Origin of the sequence: Streptomyces sp. NPDC026206 (assembly GCF_040638465.1) — a bacterium.
Lineage (GTDB): Bacteria > Actinomycetota > Actinomycetes > Streptomycetales > Streptomycetaceae > Streptomyces.
This window is the reverse complement of sequence record NZ_JBEZYL010000017.1, coordinates 1-17,279: the sequence shown is the minus strand read 5'-3', so window position 1 is coordinate 17,279 and position 17,279 is coordinate 1. Positions and strand designations below refer to the sequence as shown.

Sequence of the window (17,279 nt, the reverse complement as noted above, 5' to 3'; positions counted from 1 at the left end):
TCAGGGGCGCGGAATGGTACTGGTGCCCGCCCTGGGGTGCAAGCAGCACCACCGTCTGTCAGTGGCGGCCACTACGGTGTGTGTTGCCCCGCTTACAAGAACAAGGAGGAGCATCATGGCAGTCATGGTGGAGACCCCGCGAGAAGCGTTCCAGCCGATAAGCGGCGACGAGCCGAAGACCGAGTTCGAACAGCTCTGCCGCGATCTGGAGGAGGCCAACGAGCATCTGCCTCTGGGCTATCGCGCGGAGATCATCGGGGGGAAGATCGTCATGTCGCCGTGGTCCAAGGCCGGGTACAACCGGATCCTTGACTCTCTTCAGGACCAGTTGACGGCCCATGTGCCGAAGGGGCACCGCGCCAGGACGACGCCGAACCTCTACGTCTTCCCCCAACAGGAACGGGGATACGGCCCGGACCTGCACGTATCGGACCACGGAGCGCTCGAGGACCTCGGCACCATCCTCCTGCCCGGTTCGACCTTGTCTCTCGTCGCCGAGCAGACATCGACCTCGACCAGAAGTAACGATCTCACCGACAAGGTGAATGCCTACGGCAAGGGCGAGGTGCCGGTGTACGTCCTGATCGACATGCAGAAGGGCATGGTCACCGTTTACCACGACCCGACGCCCGACGAAGGCTACCGGGCGCACACGCAGGTCAAGTTCGGCGACAGGGTGCACATCCCCGCCCCGTTCGGCTTCGAGTTGAACACTGAGGGCTGGAAGGCCTGCTGACCGAACCGAGGGCCCCGGCGCCGCTGCACCAGCGGTACCGGGGCCCTCGGTCAGGCCTCAGCCAAGCGGCGTCAGCAGCCCAGCAGGCGGCTGCCCAGGTAGCCCTCGATCTGGTCGAGGGAGACGCGCTCCTGCTTCATCGTGTCGCGCTCGCGCACGGTGACCGCGTTGTCCTCGAGGGTGTCGAAGTCGACGGTGACGCAGAACGGGGTGCCGATCTCGTCCTGGCGACGGTAGCGGCGGCCGATGGCGCCGGCGTCGTCGAAGTCGATGTTCCAGTTCTTGCGCAGGTCCGCCGCGAGACCCTTGGCCTTCGGGGACAGCTCCGGGTTGCGCGAGAGCGGCAGCACGGCGACCTTCACCGGGGCCAGACGCGGGTCGAGGCGCAGGACGGTGCGCTTCTCCAGCTTGCCCTTGGCGTTGGGGGCCTCGTCCTCGACGTAGGCGTCGAGGAGGAAGGCGAGCATGGCGCGGCCGACACCGGCGGCGGGCTCGATGACGTAGGGGGTCCAGCGCTCGCCGGCCTCCTGGTCGAAGAACGACAGGTCCTGGCCGGAGGCCTTCGCGTGCGCGCCCAGGTCGTAGTCGGTGCGGTTCGCGACGCCCTCGAGCTCACCCCACTCGTTGCCGCCGAACTGGAAGCGGTACTCGATGTCAGCGGTGCGCTTGGAGTAGTGGGAGAGCTTCTCCTTCGGGTGGTCGTACCACCGCATGTTCTCCTCGCGCAGGCCGAGACCGGTGTACCAGTTCCAGCGCTGCTCCATCCAGTACTCCTGCCACTGCTCGTCCTCGCCCGGCTTGACGAAGAACTCCATCTCCATCTGCTCGAACTCGCGGGTGCGGAAGATGAAGTTGCCGGGCGTGATCTCGTTGCGGAAGGACTTGCCCATCTGGGCGATGCCGAACGGCGGCTTCTTGCGCGAGGTCTGCTGGACCTGGGCGAAGTTGGTGAAGATGCCCTGGGCCGTCTCGGGGCGCAGGTAGGCGACCGAGCCGGAGTCCTGGGTCGGGCCGAGGTGGGTGGAGAGCAGGCCGGAGAACTGCTTGGGCTCGGTGAACTGCCCCTTGTTGCCGCAGTTGGGGCAGTTGAGGTCGGCCAGGCCGTTCTCGGGGAGGCGGCCGTGCTTGGCCTCGTACGCCTCCTCCAGGTGGTCCGCGCGGTAGCGCTTGTGGCAGGAGGTGCACTCCGTCAGCGGGTCGGAGAAGGTCGCGACGTGACCGGAGGCCACCCACACCTCGGAGGCCAGGATCACCGACGAGTCGATACCGACGACGTCCTCGCGCGAGGTGACCATGTAGCGCCACCACTGGCGCTTGAGGTTCTCCTTGAGCTCCACGCCGAGCGGTCCGTAATCCCAGGCGGCTCGCTGGCCGCCGTAGATCTCACTGCACGGAAAAACAAAGCCACGGCGCTTGCTCAGGCTGACGATGGTGTCGATCTTGTCGGCGGCCACGGTGCTCTCTTCATTGCGACGACGAACAGCGAATGACTCAGGTTACCGGCGCTGCCACCCCCCTAATCAAATCGGCTCTGGCCTTGGCCTGACTCGGGTGGCGGACCACGGCGCAGTTGACAATCGTTTCCATTTTTGTTGAAAATGAGTGTCATGAACGTACGTCCGATCCGTCCCCTTCGCCCCCGCCGCCGAATAACCACCGCCGCCGTCGCCCTCGCCGCGTCACTCGGCCTGGTCACCCTCTCCGCCTGTTCCTCCGACGGCGCCTCCGCCCGGACCGCGGACGGGAAGCTGCGGGTCGTCGCGTCGTTCTACCCGATGCAGTACCTGGCGCAGGAGATCGGCGGCGACCACGTCGCGGTCACCGGCCTGACCAAGCCGGGCGTCGAGCCGCACGACCTGGAGCTCACCCCGAAGCAGACCTCATCGCTCGCCGACGCGGGCGCGATCGTCTACCTCAAGGGCATCCAGCCCGCCGTGGACGAGGCGATCAAGCAGTCCGGAAACAAGCACGTCGCCGACGCCGCCTCCCTGACCACGCTGGAGAAGCACGGCAACGAGGTCGGCGGCCACGAGCACGGCGAGGACGAGCACGCCGGCGAGGAGCACACGGGCCACGGCCACGAGGAGGGCGGCGCCGACCCCCACATCTGGCTCGACCCCGTGAAGTACGCCGAGGTCGCCAAGGGCGTCGCCAAGACCCTCGCCGAAGCCGACCCGGACCACAGGGGCGACTTCGAGAAGAACACCGACGCGCTGGTGAAGAAGCTCGGCGCGCTGGACAGGAAGTTCTCCGACGGCCTGAAGAACCGCGCCTCGGACACCTTCATCACCACCCACGCGGCCTTCGGCTACCTCGCCGAGCGCTACGGTCTGACCGAGGAGGCCATCGCCGGCCTCGACCCCGAGTCCGAGCCCAGCGCCGCCCGCATGAAGGACCTGCACAAGCTCGCCAAGGACCACCACGTCGGCACGGTCTTCTTCGAGACCCTCGCCAGCCCCGGCACGGCCAGGACACTGGCGAAGGACCTGGACCTCAAAACCGACGTGCTCGACCCCGTCGAGGGCATCACGGGCGACTCCAAGGGCCGCGACTACGTCGAGGTCATGGAGTCCAACCTCGCCGCCCTGCAGAAGGCGCTCGGGACCAAGTGAGCGCACCTGAGGAGGTAGACATGGAGCAGCCCGTCATATCCCTGCGCGGGGCCACGGCCTCGCTGGGCTCCCGCCCGGTGCTGCGCGGCGTCGATCTGACCGTGCGGCGCGGCGAGGTCGTCGCGCTGCTCGGCGCCAACGGCTCCGGCAAGTCCACGGCCGTACGGGCCGTCGTCGGCCAGGTCCCGCTCACCGGCGGCCGACTGGAGCTCTTCGGCACCCCGCAGCGCCGCTTCCGCGACTGGGCCCGCGTCGGCTACGTACCGCAGCGCACCACCGCCGCCAGCGGGGTGCCCGCGACCGTGCGCGAGGTCGTCGCGGCCGGGCGGCTGGCCCGTACGAAGCTGGGCCCGGCCCGCAGGGCCGACCGGGAGGCCGTGGTCGACGCGCTGAAGCTGGTCGGCATGGCGGACCGGCTCAAGGACTCGGTGAACGCCCTTTCGGGCGGCCAGCACCAGCGGGTGCTGATCGCCCGCGCGCTGGCCGTCGAACCCGAACTGCTGATCATGGACGAGCCGATGGCCGGCGTGGACCTCGCCAGCCAGGAGGTGCTGGCCGACGCCCTGCGCGAGCAGGTGGCGCGCGGCGTCACGGTGCTGCTCGTGCTGCACGAACTGGGCCCGCTGGAGCCGCTCATCGACCGCGCGGTCGTCCTGCGCGACGGCTGCGTCGTCCACGACGGCGTCCCGCCGAAGGCCGTGGGCCAGCACGCCCTCCCCGGCCACGACCATGTACACCCGCACGCCGATCCCGCGGCGGAACCGATCCGGACGGGGCTGCTGAGCTGATGGACATCCTCGAACTCGCCTTCATGCAGCGGGCGCTGCTCGCCGCACTCCTGGTCGGCGTCACCGCTCCCGCCATCGGCATCTACCTCGTACAGCGCCGTCAGGCGCTGATGGGCGACGGCATCGGCCACGTCGCCCTCACCGGCGTGGGCCTCGGCTTCCTGCTCAACACCAGCCCGGTGTGGATGGCCACGATCGTCTGTGTGATCGGCGCCGTGACGATGGAGCTGATCCGCTCCTACGGCAAGGCGCGCGGCGACATCGCCCTCGCCATGCTCTTCTACGGCGGCATGGCCGGCGGCGTGATGCTGATGAGCCTCTCCCCCAACGGCTCCAACGCCAACCTCACCAGCTACCTCTTCGGTTCGATCACCACGGTCTCGCAGGAGGACATCGTGGCGATCTGCCTGCTCGCCGCGTTCGTGATCCTGACCACGATCGGACTGCGCCGGCAGCTGTTCGCGATCTGCCAGGACGAGGAGTTCGCCCGCGTCACCGGACTGCCGGTGCGGCTGCTGAACCTGCTGGTCGCCGTCACCGCCGCCGTGACCGTCACCGTCGCCATGCGCGTGGTCGGCCTGCTGCTGGTCAGCGCCCTGATGGTGATCCCCGTGGCCGCCTCCCAGCAGATCGCGCGCAGCTTCGCGACGACCTTCGCCATGGCGGTGGCCGTCGGGGTGCTCGTGACTCTTTCGGGCACCATCACCTCGTACTACGTGGACGTGCCCTCGGGTGCGACGATCGTGCTGATGGCCATCGGCGTCTTCATCACCCTGACCCTGCTGGCCACGCCGCTGGCGAGGAAACGGGCGGACCGGGCGGCCGCGGAGGAGCACTGCACCCTCGGCACGGCGGACGCGGCCACGGCCGCCGACGACGTGCGCGTCTGACGGACGGCCGGGCCCGGCCCGGTCGATCGGCCTGGCACAATTGGCGTGGCAACACGTGAGTCAGGTGTTCAGGCGAGCTTTTGGAGGCAACTGTGGCGACCGCCGGTCCCCCGGTACGCGGCCGGGCCACCAAGCAGCGGGCCGCGGTCTCGGCCGCGCTCGACGAGGTGGACGAGTTCCGCAGCGCGCAGGAGCTCCACGACATGCTCAGGCACCGCGGCGCCTCGGTCGGTCTGACCACGGTCTACCGCACCCTGCAGTCGCTCGCCGACGCCGGCGAGGTCGACGTCCTGCGCACCAGCGAGGGCGAGGCGGTCTACCGCCGCTGTTCCAGCGGACACCACCACCACCTGGTCTGCCGCCTGTGCGGCAAGGCCGTCGAGGTCGAGGGCCCGGCCGTCGAGAAGTGGGCCGACTCCATCGCCGAGGAACACGGCTTCGTGGACGTCGCCCACACGATCGAGATCTTCGGTACGTGCGGGGACTGCGCGGCCAAGCGCTGACCTGACCGGAGATACACCGCTGCCCCGGGCGTCGGCCGACGCCCGGGGCAGCGGTGTATCCACAGCTCTACGCGCGCGGCAGGCAGGCGTCCAGCAGCGCTCGGAGGCGGTCGGCGTCCCCGGGGGCGGTGAACGCGCGCTTGGGCAGGACGACGAGGCAGTTGCCGCCCTTGTCTGCGCTCAGCAGCACGAAGACGTCCTTCGTCTCGGCATAGCGGCCGAAGAGCGACCATGCCATTGCCTGGGTCGACTGCGCCGACGCGCCGGAGATCCCCCCGGCGGCCACCGTCGTGCGCAGCCGCCCCTGCAGTCGCGCGCTCCGGTGAAAGGCACGGGCCTGCAGGACCGGGAGCAGCAGCACGGCGAGCACGCTCCAGGCGCCGATCGCCAGGACGATCCAGTCCCTCCCCTCCACCGCGCCGAACCCGCCCTTGGTGACGAGGAGGAGGGCCGCGAAGAACGTGTAGGCGAGCGGCAGCGCCGCTCTCAGCACGCGTGCGCTGCGGACGGCACGCGTACGAGCGCGCAGCCCGGACCGTATGTCGGCGGCCGTCAGCTCGTACTCGAACGTCAAGGAGCCGGCCGGGGCCGACGCCGTCGTCATCTCGCTCATGCGGTGCCGGACTCCTCGGCGGACTGCTCCTCGTTGGGGATCGCCCCGCCGAAGCGGCGGTCGCGCCGGGCGTACTCCAGGCAGGCACGCCACAGGTCGCGGCGGTCGAAGTCCGGCCACAGGACGTCCTGGAAGACCATCTCGGCGTAGGCGCTCTGCCAGATCAGGTAGTTGGACGTGCGCTGTTCGCCGGAGGGACGCAGGAACAGGTCCACATCCGGCATGTCCGGGTAGTAGAGGTACTTCGCGAAGGTCTTCTCCGAGACCTTCGACGGGTCGAGCCGGCCCGCCTTCACATCGGCCGCCAGCGCCTGCGCCGCGTCCGCGATCTCCGCACGCCCGCCGTAGTTCATGCAGAAGTACAGCGTGAGCCTGTCGTTGTCCTTGGTCTGCTCCTGGGCGATCTGGAGCTCCTTGGCCACCGACCTCCACAGCTTGGGCATGCGGCCCACCCAGCGGACGCGGATGCCGAGTTCGTCGAGCTGGTCGCGGGTCTTGCGGATGAAGTCGCGGTTGAAGTTCATCAGGAAGCGCACCTCGTCCGGCGAGCGACGCCAGTTCTCGGTGGAGAAGGCGTAGAGGGCGATGCTTCCGACGCCCATCTCGATCGCACCCTGCAGGACGTCCAGCACGCGCTCGGCACCGACCTTGTGGCCCTCGGTGCGCGGCAGGCCGCGGTCCTTGGCCCAGCGGCCGTTGCCGTCCATGACGATGGCCACATGGTGGGGCACCAGCTCACCGGGGATCTTGGGCGGCCGGGCACCGGAGGGATGCGGGTCGGGTGTGCGGTACTCGCGTCGGGAACGGCCCAGAATCCCGCGTACAGCCATGGGTGCCACTTCTCCTTGATTCCCTGGTTTCGCTTACTTCTCGACGTACCGGAGCGAGCGAAGGCCCCGCTCCAGGTGCCAGTGCAGATACGCCGCCACGAGCGCGCTGCCCTCCCGGACGTACCGCGCCTCGCAGGCGTCCGCGGTCGCCCAGTCCCCGGTCAGCAGTGCGCTGAGGAGCCCGATCGACTCCGAGGAGGGTACGACGCTTCCGGGAACCCGGCACTCACCGCAGACCACGCCGCCGGCGGCGGCCGAGAAGAACCGGTTCGGCCCGGGCATTCCGCACTTGGCGCAGGCGTCGAAGCTGGGCGCGTAGCCGTTGACGGCGAGCGAGCGCAGCAGGAAGGCGTCGAGGATGAGGTGCGGGGCGTGCTCGCCCGCGGCGAGGGTGCGCAGGCCGCCGACGAGCAGCAGGTACTGCTGCACGGCGGGCTCGCCCTCGTGGTCGGTGAACCGCTCGGCGGTCTCCAGCATGGCGGTGCCGGCGGTGTAGCGGGCGTAGTCGGTGACGATCCCGCCACCGTAAGGAGCGATGGTCTCGCTCTGGGTGCACAGGGGCAGCCCGCGCCCGATCAGCTCGCTGCCGCGTGCGAAGAACTGCACGTCCACATGCGAGAACGGCTCCAGCCTCGCCCCGAACTTCGACTTGGTGCGGCGCACGCCCCGCGCCACGGCGCGGACGCGGCCGTGGCCGCGCGTGAGGAGGGTGATGATTCTGTCCGCCTCACCCAGCTTCTGGGTGCGCAGCACGATCCCGTCGTCGCGGAAGAGACTCATCGCCCGCCCCCACGGGTGTCCGGCCGGGGGTACGGGGGTCGTTCCCCGGGAGAGTGCAGCATGGGCTCATTCTCCCGCACCCGCGGGGCGGGGCGGACCGGCCGGGGGCGGGCTGGAACATCGGCCTCCGGACCGCAGGCAGAATATGCGCCATGTCGATCAAGCATTCACCTGTGAGCCCCCGGTGACCGCGCGCCGCCGTCGGCCGTGCCGCACACGATGGCCGGTCATCGCCACCGCCACGCTGGGTGCCGCCCTCGTCCTCGCCTCGGTGTTCCTGCTGTTCGTCACGGTGCCCGGCAAGCGCACCGACGCGCGGGCCTTCGCGACGGCGGCGGCGTGCCTGCCGGACGAGGTGCCCCGGGAGTGCCGCAAGCCGGTGGAGGCCGTCGTGGAGAAGACCGCGACCGCGACCGACGGCAGGGCGAAGCACCACTGGCTGACCCTCGCCGAGCCGGGCGGGCCGTCCCGCCGCGTGGACATGAACGGGCCGTCGGGGGTCTTCGGTGCCGTCTCGGCCGGCGACCGGGTGACCGCGACGTACTGGCGGGAAGAGGTGCGCGTCGTCGACTTCCGCGGCATGCGGCAGTTCACGGCGGACGAGCCGAAGGAGGCCTACCGCCTGCCGTTCGCCGCCGGTCTGGGCCTGCTCGCCCTGGGCGGGACGCTCGTGTGGACCTCCTGCCGGGCGGGGTTCCGCACCGGCCGCGGCCGGGCGCTGCGCTCCTGGCAGATCGCCCTTCCCGCGGTCGCGGGGGCCTGGCTGTCGGCCGTCGGGTTCGGGGCGCCCCTCCTCACGGACGCGGTGTCGACGGCCCTGGTGTTCGTCGCCGCCGGCGCGGTGCCCGTCGTGCTCGGCGCCGTGTGGCGGGCCCGGGTGCTGCGGCAGCGGCGGCCGAGGAGCAGGGGCAGGGGCGCCCCTGCCGCCCAGGCCCCGGCCTCCTAGGGACTCGGGAAGCCCGTACGAGGGGCACGGGAGCCCTACGACGGCGCCCGGAGCCCCTAGGACGGCATCTGGAGCCCCTAGGAGGGCATCCGCGCCGCCGCCAGCAGCCGGTCGGTGTCCTCGGGGGCGAGGAGCAGCGCCCGCCCCACCGTGGCCAGCACCTCGCGCTCCGCGGGCCGGTACGGCCCGTCGGCCAGCGCGATGCGGGCGCCCTGCAGCAGGATCGACTCGCGGCCCGCGGGGGCCAGGTGCGGGGCGAGGGGCTCCAGGGCCTCGTGGAGCTCGATGGCCAGAGCCGTGCCGCAGGGGTCGAAGCCGTCGCGGCCGACGCCGCCCGGCGGGATCGCGTACCGCCCAGGGAGCCGGCCCGTGTCCGCCGCGAGGGCCTCGATGAGGGTGACGAGCTGCTCCTCGCTGCAGTCGGCGAAGCCGGCCGCCCGGACCGCCCCGACGGCCGCGCGGCGGACCGTACGGGCCTCGGTGCCGCCCGCGGCCAGGACCGCCAGGGCCACCGTGTGCACGGCGTCGCGCAGCATCGCCGAGAAACGGGTCGTGGTGGGGTGGTCGAGGACGTCCATGGCGAACCGGCCCCGGCAGGCCGTGCATTCGACGATGGGACCGACCGGCCCGCGCGGCAGCAGCGGCACCCCGAAGGCGACAAGGCGGCGCCGGCCCGTGCGGCGGTGGTAGTTGCGGTCGCCGCCGCAGCCCGGGCAGAAGAACTCGCCGTCTCCGACCGTGCGCCATACGGTGCGTACGCCCACCACGCACCGGTCCGGGCTGTGTCGGCCTTGCGCGTGCATCACGGCGCACCTCCATAACGCCACGGCCTGGTCGCCGCGTTGACGTGATGTTAGCCACATCGGTGATGCGGCGTCAGTACCCCCGGCACCGAGTTCGGGCGGCCGGGGGCCGGCGGCGCCACCGAGCCCACCGGAAGCGGTGTTTTCGGTGGCGCGAAATTGACGGCTCAACCGCCCTGGGCCCCGCAGGGGGCCGTCAGTCAGCGTCGGTACGCACGGTTCACCGCCGACACGACGGCCTTGATCGAGGCGCGGGTCGTGTTGGCGTCGATGCCGATGCCCCACAGCACCTTGCCGTCGATCACGCACTCGATGTACGAGGCCGCCTGGGCGCTCGCGCCCTCGCTCATCGTGTGCTCGGTGTAGTCCAGCAGCCGGGCGTCGACCCCGGCCCCGCCGAGCGCGTCGAAGAAGGCCGAGATCGGACCGTTGCCGGTGCCCGTGAGCACCGTCTCCGTGCCGTCCACCACGGCCTCCACGGTCAGCGCGTCGGTGCCCTCGCTGGTGGTGGAGGTCTGCGTGGAGCGCAGGGTGATGCGGCCCCAGGCGTTGTCGGGCGTGGGCAGGTACTCATCCCGGAAGACGGACCAGATCTCCTGCGGGGTGACCTCGCCGCCCTCCGCGTCGGTCTTCGTCTGGATGATCCTCGAGAACTCGATCTGCATCCGGCGCGGCAGGTCCAGCTTGTGGTCGTTCTTCAGGACGTAGGCGATGCCGCCCTTGCCGGACTGGGAGTTGACGCGGATGACGGCTTCGTACGAACGGCCGACGTCCTTCGGGTCGATCGGCAGGTAGGGAACCGCCCACTCGATGTCGTCCACGGTCGTGCCCTCGGCGGCGGCGGTCTCCGCCATCGCCTCGAAGCCCTTCTTGATGGCGTCCTGGTGGGAGCCGGAGAAGGCGGTGTAGACCAGGTCGCCCGCGTAGGGGTGGCGCGGGTGGACCTCCATCTGGGTGCAGTACTCCGCGGTCCGGCGGACCTCGTCGATCTGCGAGAAGTCGATCTGCGGGTCGACGCCCTGGGAGAAGAGGTTCATGCCCAGGGTGACCAGGTCGACGTTGCCGGTGCGCTCGCCCTGGCCGAACAGGCAGCCCTCGATCCGGTCGGCGCCCGCCATGAGGGCCAGTTCGGCCGCCGCGACCGCCGTGCCCCGGTCGTTGTGCGGGTGGACGGACAGGCACACGAATTCGCGCCGCGAGAGGTTCCGCGACATCCATTCGAAGCGGTCCGCGTGCGTGGAGGGGGTGGACCGCTCGACGGTGGCCGGCAGGTTCAGGATGATCTCGCGGCCCGTCTCGGGCTGCCAGACGTCCATGACGCCCTCGCAGACCTCCAGCGCGAAGTCCAGCTCCGTGTCGGTGAAGATCTCCGGGCTGTACTGGAAGCCGAAGACCGTCTCCTCGCCCAGGATCTTGTCGGCGTACTCCACCACCAGCCGCGTGCCGTCGACCGCGATCTGCTTGACCTGCTCGCGCGAGCCGCGGAAGACCACGCGGCGGAAGACGGGGGCGGTGGCGTTGTAGAGGTGGACCGTGGCGCGGTGCGCGCCGCGCAGGGACTCGACCGTGCGCTCGATCAGCTCCTCGCGCGCCTGGGTCAGGACGGAGATCGTCACGTCCTCGGGGATGGCACCCTCTTCGATGATCGACCGTACGAACTCGAAGTCGGTGGCCCCGGAGGAGGGGAAGCCGACCTCGATCTCCTTGTAGCCCATGCGGACCAGCAGGTCGAACATCTCACGCTTGCGGGCGGGCGACATGGGGTCGATCAGCGCCTGGTTGCCGTCGCGCAGATCCGTCGACAGCCAGCGGGGAGCGGTGGTGATGCGGTGGTCCGGCCAGGTGCGGCCGGGGATCTCCACGGCGTCGTACGGACGGTACTTGTGGACGGGCATCCCCGAGGGGCGCTGGGTGACGGTGGCCGCGGTCACGGGAGTGGGACGGCCGACGGAGACGGGATTCTCAGGCATCTGCGGAAGGCTCCTCAGGGGTCCGCGCGCTGGGGGTCCCCCCTGCTCCTCAAGAGCGTGGGGGAGGCCGACGAGGCTGGTCTTCAGAGGGTGCTCAGCACCGGACTCCGCGGGGAGGGGGTCGGCCTACGACTACAGGCCCTCGCCGCGGCAGCTAAGGAGAAGCAGCACGTCACGCATGGTGCACAGCACACTAGCCGAGGCGCGGAAAGCACGGCAGGGGCGTTCCAGCATGCGGGACACCCTCACAGGAACCACGCGGGGCGCCCCCGAAGCACACGGAATCCGGCCACTCTTTTGTGTTAATCACTGCACCGGGCAATGACAAGGCCGGGACCCGGTGCCAGATTGCCGCCATGGACGAAGCAAACAAGTCAGAGAAGACGGTTTTCTGCACGATCGTGCCACCGCACGTCCTGGACAAGCTCGCCCAGGCCGACGACGCCCGGTTCCACGAACCCGCCCGCCGCACCCTTGAGCACGACGGCGCGCTGCGCACCCGCCGCCGCATCACGGCCGTCCGTTCGGTCTTCGCGGACTCCTCCGCCGGCACGCCCTCCGACACGCCGCAGCGCACGATCTCCGACGCCCAGCACCGGGAGACGCTGCCGGGCAGGAAGGTGCACGCCGAAGGCGACGACCCGTCCAAGGACGCGACGGTCAACCGGGCGCACGCCGGGCTCGGGGCCACCTTCGACCTCTATTTCAAGATCTTCGGCCGGCGCTCGATCGACGACTCGGGGCTGCCGCTGGACGCCACCGTCCACTACGGGCAGAACTACTGCAACGCCTTCTGGGACGGCGAGCGGATGGTCTTCGGCGACGGCGACAACGACACCTTCACCGACTTCACCGTCTCCTTGGACGTCATCGGCCACGAGCTGACCCACGGCGTCGTCCAGCACACCGCCAACCTGGAGTACTACGGGCAGTCGGGCGCGCTGAACGAGTCCTGCGCGGACGTCTTCGGCTCACTGATCAAGCAGTACGCCCTCGGGCAGACCGCCGACCAGGCCGACTGGCTGATCGGCAAGGGCCTGCTCGGCCCGAACGTGACGGGCTCGGCCCTGCGCTCGATGAAGGCCCCGGGCACCGCCTACGACGACGACGTCCTCGGCAAGGACCCCCAGCCCGCCACGATGGCGGACTACGTCCGCACCAACCGCGACAACGGCGGCGTGCACATCAACTCCGGCATTCCCAACCACGCCTTCTACCTGCTGGCCACCGCTCTCGGCGGCAGCGCCTGGGAGCGCGCCGGAAAGATCTGGTACACCACGCTCACCGGCGGCGAGCTGTCCTCGGACGCCGACTTCGCCCGGTTCGCACGGCTGACGGTGGCCTCGGCCCGGTCGCTGTACGGCGAGGGGGCGGAGGTCCAGGGTGCCCTGAAGGCGTGGAGCCAGGTGGGGGTCGCCACCACATAGGTACCCGTAGACCGGAGCCGGCAGGGTAGGGATGACGCCATGCGTATCGTCATCACTCGTACAGGCGGTTTCGCCGGCATCGAGCGCCGGGCCGAGCTGGACACCTGTGGCCGGCCCGACGCGACGCACCTGGAGGCCCTCGCCCACCGGGCCCTGGCCCCCGGCCGCGACGCCGCGCCCCGGGGCGTACCGGACGGCTTCCACTACGAGATCGACGTGGACGGCCGCTCGGTCCACCTCGCGGACCCGCACCTCACCGAGGACCAGCGCGAACTGATCAGAACGGTACTGAAGGAAGGCGCGTAGGGGGCGCGCAGGGGGCGCGCAGGGGGGCGGAGGCCACGGGCTTCGGACAGCCGCACCGGCCTCCGACCGGCGGTTCGCGTCCCGCTAGAAGCCCAGCTTGCGCAGCTGCTTCGGGTCGCGCTGCCAGTCCTTGGCCACCTTGACGTGCAGATCGAGGTAGACCGGGGTGCCGAGCAGCGCCTCGATGTGCTTGCGGGACTTCATGCCGACCTCCTTGAGGCGGGCGCCCTTGGGGCCGATGATGATGCCCTTCTGGCTGGGCCGCTCGATGTAGACGTTGGCGTGGATGTCCAGCAGCGGCTTGTCCTTGGGCCGGTCCTCGCGCGGCAGCATCTCCTCGACCACGACCGCGATCGAGTGCGGCAGCTCGTCCCGCACGCCCTCCAGCGCCGCCTCGCGGATCAGCTCGGCGACCATGACCTGCTCGGGCTCGTCGGTGAGGTCGCCCTCGGGGTAGAGCGGCGGGCTCTCCGGGAGCAGCGGGGCGATCAGGTCGGCCAGCAGCGAGACCTGCTTGTCGCCCACGGCCGAGACCGGGACGATCTGCGCCCACTCGAAGCCGAGCTCCGTGGCGAGCTGGTCGATCGCGATCAGCTGTTCGGCGAGCTGCTTGGAGTCGACCAGGTCCGTCTTGGTGACGATCGCGATCTTGGGGGTCTTCTTGATCCCCGCGAGCTCCTTGGCGATGAACTTGTCACCCGGGCCGAGCTTCTGGTCGGCGGGCAGGCAGAAACCGATCACGTCGACCTCGGCCCATGTGGTCCGTACGACGTCGTTGAGCCGCTCGCCGAGCAGGGTGCGCGGCTTGTGCAGACCGGGGGTGTCCACCAGGACGAGCTGGGCGTCCGGGCGGTGCACGATGCCGCGCACGGTGTGGCGGGTGGTCTGCGGGCGGTTGGAGGTGATCGCGACCTTCGTCCCCACCAGTGCGTTGGTCAGGGTCGACTTGCCCGCGTTGGGACGGCCGACGAAGCACGCGAAGCCCGCGCGGTGGGGGGCCTGGGAGGGGGAGGAGGCGTTGTCCATGCCTCATATTCTCCCCGATCCACCGGCCGCCGCCGACCAGCGGCCGGGCGCCCGGCTCAGCCCGCGGTGACGACGGGGCCCGGCGTGCCGTCCGGCCCCGCGAGCAGCACCGGCGTCCGCGGGCCGCCGAGGTCCCGTACGGCCGCCCGGTCCGCGTCGGGGACGGCCGGCGTCTCGGAGACCACCGCGGCCGCCTCCAGGGACCTGGCGCCGCTGGCCACGGCCATCGCCACGGCCGTCTGCAGGGCGCTCAGCCGCAGCGAGTCGAGCGCGACGGTCCCGGCGACGTACGTACGGCCCGTCTCGTCGCGGACGGCCGCGCCCTCGGGGACGGCGTTGCGGGCGCGGGTGGCGCGGGCGAGCGTGATGAGCTTGCGGTCTTCGGGGTCCAGCGTCTCCGTCATACCCGGGAGCATAGGGGCGGGGGGCCCGGGGGCCCTCGGGCCCCCGGGCGGCCTTCATACAGCCGTCATGCCGCCTTCATGCGCGGACCTCAGCCGGACGCCCGGTCCAGCAGGCCACCGAGTGAGTACATGCTGCCCCGCCGGCCCTCCGGCGAGGCGAGCCACCGCACCTTCGCGGCCGTGCCCGTCTCCGGCACCGGGTTGTGGAGCACGATCGTCAGGTCCGGCCGGGCCGGTACGCGCAGCTGGGTGCTCTCCAGGTACAGCGTGCCGACCAGCGGGTGCTGGAACTCCTTGACCAGCACGCCGCCGGGCCGCACGTCGCCGCGCGCCCACAGCTCGGTGAACTCCGCACTCGCCGCGGAGGCCTCCGCCACGACCTCCTGGAAGCCCTCGTCGTCGGGGCGCTCGGAGCAGGCGGCGCGGTAGGTGGCGACGACGCGGGGCGCGTTCTCGTCCCAGTTCGCGGCGCGGGCCCGGTAGACGGGGTCGGTGAAGAAGTCGATCAGGCAGTTCTGCCGGGTCTCCGGGCGGAAGCCGAGGACGTGGCCGGCCGCCTCGTTGTACGCGACGAGGTTCCAGTACGGGTCCATGATGTGCGCCGGGGAGGGCAGCCAGCCGTCGATCAGCCGGCGCAGCCCGTCGCACAGGTACTCCGGGTCGTGGGCGGACTCGGGCAGCGGCGGATTGAGGCCGGCCAGGACGTAGAGGTGGCGGCGCTCCGGCCCGTCCAGCCGCAGCACGCGCGCGACGGCGTCGATGACCTGCGGCGAGACGGTGATGTCCCGCCCCTGCTCCAGCCACTGGTACCAGCTGGCGCCCACTCCTGCGAGGACCGCGACCTCCTCGCGGCGCAGGCCCGGCGTACGGCGGCGGGCCCCGCCGTCCGGCAGGCCCGCCTCGGCCGGCGAGACCCGGGCCCGGCGGCTCATCAGGAACTCGCGCAGCTCCTCGCGGCGGCGCGGCCTGGCGCGACCCTCATGCGTTGCAACGGTCAACTCTCCCCCTCGCCCGTCCGACCCTGCCTGGTGGTGCGACCACCACCATAAGCGCCCTCTCCCCACGGGTGTTCCGCAAGCCCGAGGCTGATCACATGGCGATCGACTCCCTCCCCCGTACTTCTCCTCCCGACACCTTCCCGGCCCCGGCGGCGGCCGGCATGACCCTGCGCGCCAAGCTGATCCTGATGGTCCTGTGCGCCGCGCAGTTCATCGTCGCGCTCGACTTCTCCATCCTCAACGTCGCCCTGCCCGTCCTCGGCGACGACCTGGGCATGAGCCAGGCCGACCTGCAGTGGGCGGTCACGGCCTTCGCCCTGCCGTCGGGCGGCTTCCTGCTGTTCTTCGGCCGGATCGCCGACCTCTACGGGCGGCGCAGGCTCTTCCTGTCCGGGCTGGCCCTGTTCACCGTGGCCTCCGTGCTGGCCACGCTGGCCTGGGACCCCGCCTCCTTCCTGGCCGGCCGTGCGCTGCAGGGGCTGGGCGCGGCGGTGATCGTGCCGACCGGGATGTCGCTGCTGACCACGACCTTCGCCGAGGGCCCGCAGCGCGAGCGGGCGCTGGGTATCAGCGGCACGCTGATGTCCCTGGGCTTCACCATCGGCATGGTGCTCGGCGGGGTGATGACGGACTCGCTGGGCTGGCGCTCCACGATGGGCGTGCTCGCGGTGGCGGGCGCGGGCGTGCTCCTGGCGGCGCCCGGCCTGCTGACGGAGTCCCGGCGGGCGGAGCGGCCCCGGCTGGACGTGCCGGGCGCGGTGACCGTCACCGGCGGCCTGCTGGCGCTGATCTACGCGCTGTCGACGGCGGCGCAGCGGGGCTTCGGCGGGCCGGACGTCATCGTCACGCTGGGCGCCGGGGTGCTGCTGCTCGTGGCCTTCGCGGTCGTGGAGTCCCGGGCCGCCGAGCCGCTGGTGTCCCTGCCGATGCTGCGGCGGCCGACCGTGGCCTGGGGGAACCTGGCCGGACTGGTCACCTTCGCGATGATGACCACGGTCGTCTTCCTCCTCACCCTGTACCTGCAGGAGGTGCTGGAACTGTCGCCCGTCCGCACCGGCCTCGTCTTCGGCGTGCAGGGCGTTCTCGCCGCCCTCGCCGGAATGACCGCCCCCCGGGTCATCGCCCGCTTCGGGGCGCGCAACACGCTGGTGGCGGGGATGCTGACGCAGGCCGTGTTCACGGCGGCCCTGCTGGGCCTGGGCGTGGACTCCGGTGCCTGGCTGGCCCTGACGGCGGTGTCCCTGGGCTGCGTCGGCCACCTGTGGGCGATCGTGGCGTACGGCGTCACGGCCACGTCGGGCCTGCCGGACGGCGAGCAGGGGCTCGCCACGGGGCTGGTCACCAGCTCGCAGCAGGTCGGCATCACGATCGGGATACCGCTGCTGAGTGCGCTGGCGTCGGCGGACATCGCGGCGCGGCGGGAGGGGGGTGCCGGCTTTGCGGCGGCGACGCTGGGGGGCATCAAGCTGGGGCTGGGCGTGGACGCGGCGATTGTGGCAGTGGTGGCCGTACTGGTGGCCGTGGGCCTGCGGCGTGCGCGCGCTACGCGCCCGTAACCGGGGCTCCGCCCCGGACCCCGGTCCTCAATCGCCGGACGGGCTGGATTTCCAGCTCGCGGTGAACGAGTCCACCTACGGCGTGCTCAGC

18 protein-coding genes are annotated in these 17,279 nt (G+C 71.0%); 9 read left to right on the top strand and 9 right to left on the bottom strand.

Annotated features, from left to right (window positions below):
• The first annotated feature begins 115 nt into the window (after positions 1-115).
• Positions 116-736, top strand: coding sequence for a Uma2 family endonuclease (locus AB0F13_RS22050; protein WP_362084843.1), 621 nt, complete (start codon positions 116-118; stop codon positions 734-736).
• Positions 737-807: 71 nt separating this feature from the next.
• Here AB0F13_RS22050 and AB0F13_RS22045 read toward each other — a convergent pair whose 3' ends face one another.
• Positions 808-2,190 carry a glycine--tRNA ligase gene (locus AB0F13_RS22045; RefSeq protein ID WP_362084840.1) on the bottom strand — a complete coding sequence of 461 codons (1,383 nt, stop codon included), beginning with the start codon at positions 2,188-2,190 and terminating at the stop codon, positions 808-810.
• Between the two features lie 144 nt (positions 2,191-2,334).
• Here AB0F13_RS22045 and AB0F13_RS22040 point away from each other — a divergent pair, with 144 nt between their 5' ends.
• From AB0F13_RS22040 to AB0F13_RS22025, 4 genes are all read left to right on the top strand, one after another.
• Positions 2,335-3,348 carry a metal ABC transporter substrate-binding protein gene (locus AB0F13_RS22040; RefSeq protein WP_362084837.1) on the top strand — a complete coding sequence of 338 codons (1,014 nt, stop codon included), beginning with the start codon at positions 2,335-2,337 and terminating at the stop codon, positions 3,346-3,348.
• 20 nt (positions 3,349-3,368) lie between these two features.
• A complete protein-coding gene (locus AB0F13_RS22035; protein WP_362084834.1) occupies positions 3,369-4,136 on the top strand; it encodes a metal ABC transporter ATP-binding protein in 768 nt (255 codons plus the stop codon).
• Positions 4,136-5,026 carry an iron chelate uptake ABC transporter family permease subunit gene (locus AB0F13_RS22030; protein ID WP_362084831.1) on the top strand — a complete coding sequence of 297 codons (891 nt, stop codon included), beginning with the start codon at positions 4,136-4,138 and terminating at the stop codon, positions 5,024-5,026. Before AB0F13_RS22035 ends, AB0F13_RS22030 begins: the two co-directional genes overlap by 1 nt.
• A 92-nt stretch (positions 5,027-5,118) precedes the next feature.
• Positions 5,119-5,529 (top strand): Fur family transcriptional regulator, encoded by a 411-nt coding sequence (locus AB0F13_RS22025; RefSeq protein ID WP_362084828.1) that lies wholly within the window; start codon positions 5,119-5,121, stop codon positions 5,527-5,529.
• 67 nt (positions 5,530-5,596) lie between these two features.
• On the opposite strand, the gene AB0F13_RS22020 is transcribed toward AB0F13_RS22025, so the two are convergent.
• From AB0F13_RS22020 to recO, 3 genes are read right to left on the bottom strand one after another with little or no spacing between them, the layout of a single operon-like run.
• The gene (locus tag AB0F13_RS22020) at positions 5,597-6,142 is read right to left on the bottom strand and encodes a YcxB family protein (RefSeq protein ID WP_362084826.1); all 546 of its coding nucleotides are present in this window, start codon (positions 6,140-6,142) and stop codon (positions 5,597-5,599) included.
• Positions 6,139-6,972 (bottom strand): isoprenyl transferase, encoded by an 834-nt coding sequence (locus tag AB0F13_RS22015; protein WP_362084823.1) that lies wholly within the window; start codon positions 6,970-6,972, stop codon positions 6,139-6,141. The genes AB0F13_RS22020 and AB0F13_RS22015 overlap by 4 nt, the downstream gene beginning before the upstream one ends.
• Positions 6,973-7,005: 33 nt before the next feature.
• A complete protein-coding gene (recO, locus tag AB0F13_RS22010; RefSeq protein WP_362084821.1) occupies positions 7,006-7,752 on the bottom strand; it encodes a DNA repair protein RecO in 747 nt (248 codons plus the stop codon).
• 184 nt (positions 7,753-7,936) lie between these two features.
• Between recO and AB0F13_RS22005 the strand changes: the two genes are divergently transcribed.
• Complete coding sequence (locus AB0F13_RS22005) at positions 7,937-8,698, top strand: hypothetical protein (protein WP_362084818.1); 762 nt, start codon at positions 7,937-7,939, stop codon at positions 8,696-8,698.
• Between the two features lie 77 nt (positions 8,699-8,775).
• Here AB0F13_RS22005 and AB0F13_RS22000 read toward each other — a convergent pair whose 3' ends face one another.
• Both AB0F13_RS22000 and leuA read right to left on the bottom strand, forming a co-directional pair.
• Positions 8,776-9,501, bottom strand: a complete 726-nt coding sequence (locus tag AB0F13_RS22000; protein ID WP_362085195.1) for a TerB family tellurite resistance protein — start codon at positions 9,499-9,501, stop codon at positions 8,776-8,778.
• Between the two features lie 200 nt (positions 9,502-9,701).
• Complete coding sequence (gene leuA, locus AB0F13_RS21995; protein ID WP_362084815.1) at positions 9,702-11,471, bottom strand: 2-isopropylmalate synthase; 1,770 nt, start codon at positions 11,469-11,471, stop codon at positions 9,702-9,704.
• 356 nt (positions 11,472-11,827) lie between these two features.
• On the opposite strand from leuA, the gene AB0F13_RS21990 reads away from it, so the two are divergent.
• The gene (locus AB0F13_RS21990; protein ID WP_362084812.1) at positions 11,828-12,898 is read left to right on the top strand and encodes a M4 family metallopeptidase; all 1,071 of its coding nucleotides are present in this window, start codon (positions 11,828-11,830) and stop codon (positions 12,896-12,898) included.
• A 39-nt stretch (positions 12,899-12,937) separates the two neighbouring features.
• The gene (locus AB0F13_RS21985) at positions 12,938-13,204 is read left to right on the top strand and encodes a protealysin inhibitor emfourin (RefSeq protein ID WP_362084809.1); all 267 of its coding nucleotides are present in this window, start codon (positions 12,938-12,940) and stop codon (positions 13,202-13,204) included.
• Positions 13,205-13,288: 84 nt separating this feature from the next.
• On the opposite strand, the gene era is transcribed toward AB0F13_RS21985, so the two are convergent.
• From era to AB0F13_RS21970, 3 genes are all read right to left on the bottom strand, one after another.
• Positions 13,289-14,230 (bottom strand): GTPase Era, encoded by a 942-nt coding sequence (gene era / locus AB0F13_RS21980; RefSeq protein ID WP_362084806.1) that lies wholly within the window; start codon positions 14,228-14,230, stop codon positions 13,289-13,291.
• A 56-nt stretch (positions 14,231-14,286) separates the two neighbouring features.
• Complete coding sequence (locus tag AB0F13_RS21975) at positions 14,287-14,634, bottom strand: cytidine deaminase (protein WP_362084803.1); 348 nt, start codon at positions 14,632-14,634, stop codon at positions 14,287-14,289.
• A gap of 89 nt (positions 14,635-14,723) precedes the next feature.
• A complete protein-coding gene (locus AB0F13_RS21970) occupies positions 14,724-15,566 on the bottom strand; it encodes a helix-turn-helix transcriptional regulator (RefSeq protein WP_362085192.1) in 843 nt (280 codons plus the stop codon).
• Between the two features lie 161 nt (positions 15,567-15,727).
• Here AB0F13_RS21970 and AB0F13_RS21965 point away from each other — a divergent pair, with 161 nt between their 5' ends.
• Positions 15,728-17,188: an MFS transporter gene (locus AB0F13_RS21965; RefSeq protein ID WP_362084800.1), complete on the top strand. Its 1,461-nt coding sequence runs from the start codon at positions 15,728-15,730 to the stop codon at positions 17,186-17,188.
• Positions 17,189-17,279 lie beyond the last annotated feature (91 nt).